This is a genomic window from Paraburkholderia sp. CNPSo 3281 (genome assembly GCF_024206515.1).
GTDB classification, from domain to species: domain Bacteria; phylum Pseudomonadota; class Gammaproteobacteria; order Burkholderiales; family Burkholderiaceae; genus Paraburkholderia; species Paraburkholderia nodosa.
In genome coordinates, this window is the sequence record NZ_JAMBPS010000141.1 from 1 (window position 1) to 1,446 (window position 1,446).

The following is a 1,446-nucleotide window of genomic DNA, read 5'->3' on the forward strand; positions in this document are numbered from 1 at the left end:
CTGCGCAGCAGGTTGGCGTTCAACCGGTAATGCAGTGCCACCGCCGCAATCGACACGTTCGGCTGCATTGCCGCCCGAATGACCGTCTCCTTGAATTCCTTGCTATGCCGACGGCGCCGCGTCGGCTGAACGACATCCGGTACAACCTCGACTTCGTCCATCGTGTACACCTGTCCATTTAAAATTTGAATGGACATGATCCTGGGGTGGCACGACTTGCCGATCAAGATGACTTCACCGGCTGCTTACCTTTATTTCGTTGAGACTGCAAATAAAGTCGTCAATTCGGCGTGCGGAATCCCCACGCTTCCGGGATTTCGAATTGACATCTTTGTTTTGTTCTACGCCAGATCGGCGTCAATCGCCTCATTGAGCAGGCTCATCTGCTCGCTGTTGGTCTGTTCGCTACGCCGGCCGAACTGCATGCGCTTCAGTACAGCAATCTCATGCGCGAGCTGCTCGATACGTGTCTGCCGGTAATGCAGCTCCCGTTCGTTCTCACCAACCTGCGACATTAACCGCGCGGCCAGCGTGCGCAGTTCGTCGTGGCTCAGGGTGTCGAGGTCGGCGGGCAGGTCCATGCAGGCAGTCTGCCAGAACCTCACCCGCGACGGAAGCAAGCTTACGGCTCTGGGGGTATTACACGACCGTGATCGCGTGATCGTGAACCAACGTCTGCCAGGGCAGTCCGGTCACCAACGCACGCAACTGCTCGGGATTGAGCGCGGTCGCGATCGTCTGCTCACCGTTCGTCCAGACGAACCGGCCCTTGTTCAGGCGACGCGCGGCCAGCCAGATTCCGAACCCGTCATAGACGAGCACCTTCATGCGCGTCGAATGCCTGTTGGCGAACAGATAGGCGTGATGTGGCCGCGCTGCGCCGAACACCTTCACCACGCGCGCCAGAATCGTATCTGTGCCGGCGCGCATATCCAGCGGTTCGGTCGCCAGCCAGATCGCGTCGATGCGGATCACCGCAGCCACCCCTGCAACCACACCGCACAATCGCTGGCTGCGGATAACGGCCAACGTACAGTCACCGTTGCCGCACCCCGACGTACCTCGATCATGATCTCTGTCGCGCCAGATGCAGCTCCGGACGCTTCCAGCTGCAACGGCACAAATTCTGCCGATGGCACGCTCATTGACTTGCGGGCGAGCTCGGCCGCATCCAGCTCCTCCTGCGCCGCCACCCAGCTTCGGAGCATGTTGGCATTCAAGCGATAGTGCAGTGCTACCGCCGCGATCGATACGTTGGGCTGCATCGCCGCCCGGATGACTTGCGCCTTGAACTCCTTGCTATGCCGCCGACGTCGTGTCGGTTGCACGACCTCCTGCGTCACCTCGATCTCGTCCATCATGTACATCTGTCCATTAAAAATTTAGATGGACACGATCCTCGCCTTCGAGCCTTACGCAATCAAGATGACTTCACCGGGTGCTTAC

At 59.3% G+C, this 1,446-nt stretch carries 2 protein-coding genes and 1 pseudogene; all 3 read right to left on the minus strand.

The annotated features are described in order from the left end of the window. Nucleotides 1-347: 347 nt before the first annotated feature. A pseudogene (locus M3I56_RS40510) lies at nucleotides 348-581 on the minus strand (transposase); the annotation flags it as partial. Nucleotides 582-639: 58 nt separating this feature from the next. Then, nucleotides 640-975 (minus strand): IS66 family insertion sequence element accessory protein TnpB, encoded by a 336-nt coding sequence (gene tnpB / locus M3I56_RS40515; RefSeq protein ID WP_254344552.1) that lies wholly within the window; start codon nucleotides 973-975, stop codon nucleotides 640-642. Then, nucleotides 972-1,361, minus strand: a complete 390-nt coding sequence (locus M3I56_RS40520; protein ID WP_254344551.1) for a transposase — start codon at nucleotides 1,359-1,361, stop codon at nucleotides 972-974. The genes tnpB and M3I56_RS40520 overlap by 4 nt, the downstream gene beginning before the upstream one ends. Between the last annotated feature and the right edge of the window lie 85 nt (nucleotides 1,362-1,446).